We start from the raw sequence: 7,467 nt of genomic DNA, 5'->3' as shown, positions 1-7,467 counted from the left end.
CGGCGCGGCGGCCCGCGGTGCGGTGCGTCGCGGGTGCGCGACCGGCACCGGGGGCTGCCCGAGCGCGGCGCGCTTGACCTGGCGGACGCGCAAGCGCACCGGCGGTGGCAGCCGGTGCAGCACGCGACGGGCGCCGCGTGCCGCGACGTCGTGCAGTGCGTTCGTGGTGCGTGCAGACCGTCCGGACGTGTCAGGCAACTCGGGTCCCTCCGCTTCGCGGCGCAGCACCCCGGCCGGGGTGCTCAGTCCGACGCATCTCTGCGCCGTACGTCGAAGCGACCCGCGCCCAGCTCGGTCGCCGCATCGAGCAGCGTCCGGGCACGCGCGTCGAAGGAGTGGTCGCGGGCCACCCGCGCGGCGACGTCGCGCCGCTCGGCGTCGCTGCCGAACACCGCGTCGAGGTCGGGTCGGGTGACCAGCGCCGCGAGCTCGTCGCCGTCGTGGGCGACCTGCACCGAGCGCCCGAACAGGCCGTCGAGGCCCGCGACGTCGTCGGTGACGACGCGTGCACCGCTGGCCGCGGCGTCGAAGAGACGGTTCGAGAGGAACCCCTCTTCCCGCATGTCCTCCCAGTGGTCGTTCAGCACCACACCCGCCCGGCGGTAGGCCTCGCCCACCTCGTCGTTCGCGAGGTACTCCGACTTCACGTACCGCGCCGGCACCAACCCGTCCCACTGGTTGCCCACGATCGAGAGCGGCAGGCCGCGCTCGACGGCCGCACCGACCAGCGGGCGCAGCACCTTGCGCGAGCTGCCGACGAACAGCAACGAGTGCCCGGTGTCGGGGCGGCCGCGGTCGGGGTGGAACAGCTCGGCGTCCGTCGCCTGCAGCAGCGGGTCGATGCGCACGTCCCAGGCTGCCGACATCCGGCGCGCCCACACCGTGCTGGCGGCGAAGACGCGGTCGTACGCCACCGACTCGCGCCGGCTCATCATCTCGGGGTGCGAGATGAGCCAGCACAGGGACACCTGCCCGAAGACCGGGTTGTACGGGCCCACGCCCCGCAGCACGAGGACGACGTCGTCGAACCGCCCGGTCGACCGCTCGAACTCGGCGCGGTGGTCGATGACGACCTCCTGGCCCAGGCGGCGCAGCGCCGCGGCGAGGCGGCGGGCGAAGTGGGTGTCGCCCCAGCGCTCGGCCTCCGGCCCGGCTGGTGCGGGGTTCTTCAGGGCCCACCGCAGCCTCGGCACCCCCTCGCGGACGTCGGCGCGCAGCGACCGCGTCAGCACCGGCTCGGGCACGGAGACCCGTCGGTCGCGCGACACCACCTGACGCACCTCGTGGCCGACGACGTCGTAGCCGCGGCTGCCCCACAGGCGGACGTCGTCACGCGGCACGTCGTCCCGGTACCGGTCGAGCAGCAGGCGCCGGTTGACCAGCGACCGCTCGAACCGGCCGGGCGCTCGCGACTCGTGGTGCAGCACCAGCGAGTCGGGTCGCACCGTGAAGCGGCCAGGCCGCAGCCGGCACATCCGCAGGCCGAGGTCGACGTCCTCCATCCCGTTGTGGAAGAGGGGGTCGAAGCCGCCCAGTGCGAGCACGTCCGCTCGGCGCATGGCCAGGCTGGCAGCGGTGCAGGCGCTGAACCGCTCGTGCTCGATGCCCTCGGCGTCCTCCACGGGGAAGCCCTGCAGGAGCACGTGCGGGACGCCACCGGTGGCCGGGAACGCGATGCCGGCCGACTGGATCGACCCGCTCGGGTAGATCAGCAGCGACTGGGCCCCGTGCACCGTCGGGTCGTCGAGCGCGGCCACGAGCGGCTCGAGCCAACCGGTGCGCACCTCCGTGTCGTTGTTGAGGAACACCACGACGCGGCCCGAGGTGCTGGGCAGTGCGAGGTCGTTGCCCAGCGCGAACCCGCGGTTCACCGGCTGGTGCAGCACGCGCGCGATCGGGAACTCCAGCGGCAGCGAGTCGAGCGCGACCGCCTCGTCCGCCGGGCAGCCGTTGTCGACGACGACGACCTCGACCCGGGTGGGCGGGTCGTCGGTGCCACCGGTCGCCTCCCACGCGGCGAGCGCCGCGTCGTACGCCTCGCTCACCCGCAGCACCGCCTGCCGGGTCAGCCGGTGGTCGGCGTGCGTCGGGACGACGACCGAGACCAGGTCGTCGACCGGTTCGACGGGCGCCGACCAGTCGACGAGGTGACGGTGCAGCACCACCTGGTGCCACGACGGCAGCTGCTCGACGTCGGTGCGGGGCCGGTCTCGCAGCGGGGTGGCCGCCACCGCAGCCGCCTCGCGGGCAGCCGACGTCCTGGCGCCGACCCGCTGCAGCACCGGCACCGGCCCGCGGCCCAGCAGCCGCAGCTCGAGGTCGTGCAGGGCCGCGCAGTGCACCTCGGCGTCGACGCCGCCGAGCTCGACGAGCACGTCGCGACGCACGACCAACCCTGCGGGGTGGCCCTGGACGCCGACCAGGGAGCGCTCCGACGTGACGGGCCCCACGCAGTACCAGGGGACGTCGTCGCCGCTCAGCCGTTCGACGACGTCGTACGCCGCCTCGGCGCCCTCGGCGGCGGCGAGGCCCACGACGCCCGCGAGGTGCTCCGGCAGCCAGTCGCAGGTCGGGGGGCAGAACGCCACCCAGCTGCCGGTCGCGGCCGCGGCGCCCGCGGCGAGGGCCGCCGACCGGTCGGGGCCGTCGGTCGCGAGCAGCCGCACGCGGTCGTCGCCGAGCCGGTCGACGACCTCCGCGACCTCCGCGCCGCGCGCGGCGGGGTGCACGACCAGCACCTCGAGGTCGCGCAGCGTCTGCTGCAGCACCGAGTCGAGGCCGGCGGCCAGGTCGGGCGTCGGGGCCCCGGTGGGCACCACGACGCTGACGAGCGGTGCGCCGGGCGTCGCCGCCGGCAGCTCGCGGTGGGCCGTGTCGGCCACCGGCGGCTCGGCCACCCAGGGGGACGTCGTCACCTGGCGACGCTGCACCCACTCGCGCCGCCGCGCGCGCATCCAGTCGGCCAGCCCCTCGGGCTCCGCAGCGGTGTCGGGCCGGTACCAGGGTGCTGGCTCGAACCCCTGGGCGGCGCCGCGCTCGAGGTAGTGCCGGGTGACGCCTCGCGGGTACCGGCTCGCCTCGCGGTGCGCACGCTGGTAGCTGCGGTAGGCCATGAGCGGCTGCGTCGACGCCGTGGCCATCCGCGGGTCGCTGAGGTAGGCGACCAGCGGGTTGTGGTCGCCGATCACGTCGGCGTACCGCTTCATCAGGTGCCGGTGGTCGAAGAGCGGGTGCGCCGTGTGGCCCTGGGCGCAGCCCGTCTCGAGGTAGTGCGTCGCGGCCTCGACCGGGTCGGTGGAGCACCCAGCCGTCGCGGCGTACCACTCCGGGTCGAAGAGCCCGCTGTCGAGCACCAGCTGCACCGTCGACGTGGGTGCCTGGGCGGCCACCCGGGAGGCGGCGGTGCGCAGCCTCCGCGTCAGGCGGCGTCGGCCCGGCTCGGCCGGCGTGCGGCCGGCGTCCGGGTTCGGGGGGACGCTGGGGTCGCTCATCAGCGGTGCAGCCGCCGACGGACGCCGCGGGCGGCTCGACGAGCGAGCGCCTTCGCCTCGACGCCGATCGGCGCCTGCCCGGTGGCGAGCCGCAGCTGGGCGCGGGCCTCGTCGCGCTGGCGCGACAGGCGGCGGGCGAGGGCGCGGTTCTCGTCGGCGCGGTCGCGCTCGGCGTCGCGCTCGCGCTCGAGCTCCATGAACTGGCGCCCGAGCGCCGCCTGGGCCTCGACGAACGACGCGTCGAACGGCTCGTCGTCCTGGTCGGCGAGCAGCGGTGCGAGCAGGTCGGGCGCGTGCGCACCGGCCTGCAGGCCGGCCAGGTGATCGTGCAGCCACCGGTCCTCGCGGAACCACCCCTCGCGGGCTCCCTCGAGCAGCTCGGCGGGTGACGGCTGGCGGAGCATGTAGGCCGGCATCAGCCGCCCGGCGAGCGCCCGCCGGTAGTCCTTCATGCCGTGGTGGTTCTTGCTGGGCCGCAGGTCGGGGCTGGCCTCGTAGGCCCGCCCGGCGTGCAGCACCTTCTGCTCGAACTGCTGCCAGGAGCGCCAGGGGACGTGCAGCACCTCGAGGGCGACGTCGGGGTCGGGCTGGCCGTTGCTCTCGATGGACACGAAGTGGTTGCCCTGTGCCACGACGACGTCCGGCTCACCCCGGTGCACCGCATCGGGGGTCGGCTGGGCGTTGATGCCGATCTCCTGCAGCTGCTCGTCGCTGCGCAGGTCGCGCCACACCAGCCGCGAGAAGCCGCTCCCGCGCACCGCCGGTCGGCCCACCAGGTTGGTGACCGGCACGGTGAAGGCGTTCAGCGACAGGGGGGTGCGCTCGAGCGCGGCACGCAGGGTGAGGCGCTTGTCGACGGGCACCCAGAACTCGTCGGCGTCGATGTTCAGCACCCAGTCGGCGGCGTGCTCGGTCCTGGCGCGCCGGGCCATCGCCGTGACCACCGAGTGCTGCTGCTTGCGGTGCACCGGGTCGTGGTGCAGCTCGACCAGGCCGAGGTCCGCGTACCGCTGCAGGACCTCGGTGGTGCCGTCGACCGACCCGTTGTCGGTGACCACGACGAGGTCGGGCTCCTGGGCGAGCGTGTGCTCGATGACCGCTGCGATGACGTCGATCTCGTCGCGGACCATGACCGTGACGACGAACCTCATGGGCCGCATCCTAGGGTCGGCGAACCGGCCGGTGGGTGGTCGGTGCCGCCGTCACCTCGCTCGAAGGTGCTGCGCAGCGGGAAGTACCCGGTCAGGAACTCCCGGACCACGCGCTCCTGCTCGGCGGGGTCGAGCCGGCTGCTGTCGTGGTCGTTCAGGCAGAACACGTCGTAGTCCCGCCGACGCAGCAGCCCGGCCAGGCGGGGGCCCGACCCGGGGTCGGAGACGTCGGCGTAGAAGTACCGCAGACCGCCTCTGGTGGCCCGGCCGGTCTGGTACCCGTAGCCGTGGTGCAGCGAGGGCACGATCGAGTAGTCGGCGTCGTCGCGGAACTGGTGTGCGGCGGTGTCGGCGAACACCTGCGGGTGGCGCTGCTCCAGCTCGACCAGGACGTCGCGGCGCTGGGTGATCGGGACGTGCTTGTACTTGTGGGTCGTGACGACGCCGAACTCGTCGTGCAAGAGGTCGCGGTTGTTCTTGGCGGCGCTCATCCCGGGCATGTCGGTGGGCCGGGCCCGGCCCAGCCCGAGCTTCGACGTCGAGGGGAAGAACCTGGACACGCCGTTCGACTGGAAGAACAGGTCGGGTGCGACCGGCCGGCCGAAGAACACGTCGTCGTTCAGGTACAGGTAGTGGTCGGCGAGCCCGGGCAGGTGGTGCAGCTGGGACTCGATCGCGTGCGAGTTGAAGGTCGGCAGCCGGCCGCGGTCGCCGAACAGCTCGCGATGGCTCACCACCCGCACCCTGGGGTTCGTGGTGTCGAGCCAGTCCGGCACCTGGTCGTCGGTCACCAGGTACACGGTGCGGATCCAGTCGGCGTACGCCTCCAGCGAGCGCAGCGAGTACCGCAGCTCGTCGTAGCTGGTGAAGCGTGAGGAGTTGGCCGCGAACTCGTGCACCGGCCGGCCGGCCGCCGCCAGCGCCGCCTGCTTGCGTTCGCGCCAGGCGGGGTCGGCGCCGTCGACCCAGGTGTAGACGGCGTCGACGGGGAAGGTGACGTCGAGCTCGTGCACCGCGCCGACGGCCGGCAGCCCGCGGCGCGGCACGCCGTCGACCTCGGTGGAGAGCGGCTCGCTGCGCGGGTCGAGGACGTCGGTCCAGCGGTTGCGCCGGGGCGCGACGAGGGTGCCGGGCGCGAGCTCCTCGCCGGTGACCAGCGCCGGCTGCGGCTGGTCGAGCTCGGTCCAGAGCTCGAGGTCGCACCCGAACGCCGAGCCGGCGAGCGGCGAGCCGGAGGGGCTGCACCACGGCTCGTGCACCCGCCACACCAGGTGCGGTCCGAGGGTGCCCAGCCGCTCGATCGGCACCGGGCGGCCGACCGACCTGCCGACGACCCGGCTCACGTGCACCGGCCGGCCGCGAGCGGCGCGCTGCAGGGCGGCGAGCGCGGCGTCCGCGTCGCGGGCGGCGACGGCGACGACGCGTCGGCGGTTGGTCGGGGCGTCGACCACGACCACCGGGACGCCGTCGGCGGTGAGCGCGCCCAGCACGAGTGCCGCGTTGGCGGCGAGCAGCTCGCCGGACACGAAGCGTTCGGTCACCCGTGCGGTGACCACCTCGTGCAGCATGTCGACGGCCAGCGTCGGCACGGTGTACCGGCCGCGCGTGCGTCGGTGCAGCGCGCTGGCGCGCTGCTGCCGGACCCTGCGCTGCGCCGTGGTCTCGCCGGTCACCAGGTCGCGCGCGCCGTCCCACACGCTCGCGGGCAGGGCCCGGTGCGCTGCCTGGGCGAGGCGTCCGGGCACCAGGTCGGCCAGCCTCACCACTCGTCACCGCCTCGTTCAGGACATCAGGGTGGCCGAGAGTCTATGCAGCCGACGCCGCTGCGCAGGCACGGGGCCGCACGGTCAGAAGAGCACCGTCGAGGTGTCGAGGCCGGGGTCGGTCTCGGCCAGGGCGCCGGTGCGGACGAACGTGCAGTCGAGCTCGATGACGCGCCCGTCGGCCTCGCGGCTCACCGGGTAGCAGCCGGTCAGGGCGAAGCCGGCCTGCTCGTACGCCGTCATCGCCTCGGGCAGCCTGGGGGCGCCGTCGTAGATGCTGAGCAGCGAGGCCTCGGCCTGCATGGCGACGACGTCGCGCACGCGGTCGCCGAGGCCGCGGAAGACCTCGAGGTCGTAGCCCTGGGTGTCGGTCTTCAGGTAGACCCGAGGGTGCTCGACGCCGGCGGCCCGCAGCGGCTCCAGCAGCTCGTCCAGGAGCGCGTCGAGCCGGTGCACCGGCACCTCGACCACCTCGGTGCCGTCGTCGTCGAGGGCCTCGAAGCGCTCGCGGCCGTAGGCGTTCGCGTCGCGGATCGAGCTGAACTCGCGCTGCACCCGCATCGAGGCGGTGCCGGGCTCGCTGCCGAGCGCCACCCGTCGCACCGTCCAGCCCGGGTCGTCCGCGGCCGCCCGCTCGAGCTGCGCGGCGTGCACCGGCACCGGCTCGAACGACACGATGCGCCCGGTGTAGCCGCCGTCGCGGATCGAGCGGGCGAACTGCCCGACGTTCGCGCCGACGTCGAGCACCAGGTCGACGGCGTAGCGCTGCAGCAGCCACGAGACGTGGCGGTCGCCGAGCAGCTTCAGGGTGTGCGTCTCGAGGAGCGGGTCGACGTCGCGCCGGGTCACCAGCCAGGCGCCGCCGTCGACGTGCGACACCTGCGTCGGCGTCCGGTCGGTCTCGGCGTCGACGAGCCACACCCGCTCGGTGACCGCGTGCGTGCGGGCGGCCGGGCGGCGCCTGTCGAGCACGACGCGGCCGGGGCCGAGCGCGAACGCCGCGACGCCGGCGCGACGCAGCACCCGGTGATCCAGTCGGGCGGCGAGCCGCGACGCCGCGGC

General features: G+C 74.6%; 5 protein-coding genes. All 5 read right to left on the bottom strand.

Features of this window, described 5'->3' with window-relative positions; all coding sequences use genetic code 11:
* On the bottom strand, nucleotides 1–198 hold a 198-nt coding region (locus ACYVI6_RS17425), incomplete at its 3' end, for a hypothetical protein (protein ID WP_460447580.1).
* A 44-nt stretch (nucleotides 199–242) separates the two neighbouring features.
* Nucleotides 243–3,491, bottom strand: coding sequence for a glycosyltransferase (locus ACYVI6_RS17420; RefSeq protein ID WP_460447579.1), 3,249 nt, complete (start codon nucleotides 3,489–3,491; stop codon nucleotides 243–245).
* On the bottom strand, nucleotides 3,491–4,642 hold the full coding sequence (locus tag ACYVI6_RS17415; protein WP_460447578.1) for a glycosyltransferase family 2 protein: 1,152 nt from the start codon (nucleotides 4,640–4,642) through the stop codon (nucleotides 3,491–3,493). Before ACYVI6_RS17415 ends, ACYVI6_RS17420 begins: the two co-directional genes overlap by 1 nt.
* Entirely contained in the window at nucleotides 4,639–6,408 is a 1,770-nt protein-coding gene (locus ACYVI6_RS17410; RefSeq protein WP_460447577.1) for a stealth family protein, read from the bottom strand. Before ACYVI6_RS17410 ends, ACYVI6_RS17415 begins: the two co-directional genes overlap by 4 nt.
* 81 nt (nucleotides 6,409–6,489) lie before the next feature.
* The coding region (locus tag ACYVI6_RS17405) for an FkbM family methyltransferase (protein ID WP_460447576.1) at nucleotides 6,490–7,467 on the bottom strand (978 nt) is incomplete at its 5' end.

The organism is Angustibacter aerolatus (assembly GCF_054776675.1).
This window is presented reverse-complemented; position numbering and strand designations above follow the sequence as displayed.

Excerpts from the sequence above, each read along its gene's own strand:
- ACYVI6_RS17420 (WP_460447579.1), bottom strand. The coding sequence starts at position 3,491 with ATGAGCGACCCCAGCGTCCCCCCGAACCCGGACGCCGGCCGCACGCCG.
- ACYVI6_RS17415 (WP_460447578.1), bottom strand. The coding sequence starts at position 4,642 with ATGAGGTTCGTCGTCACGGTCATGGTCCGCGACGAGATCGACGTCATC.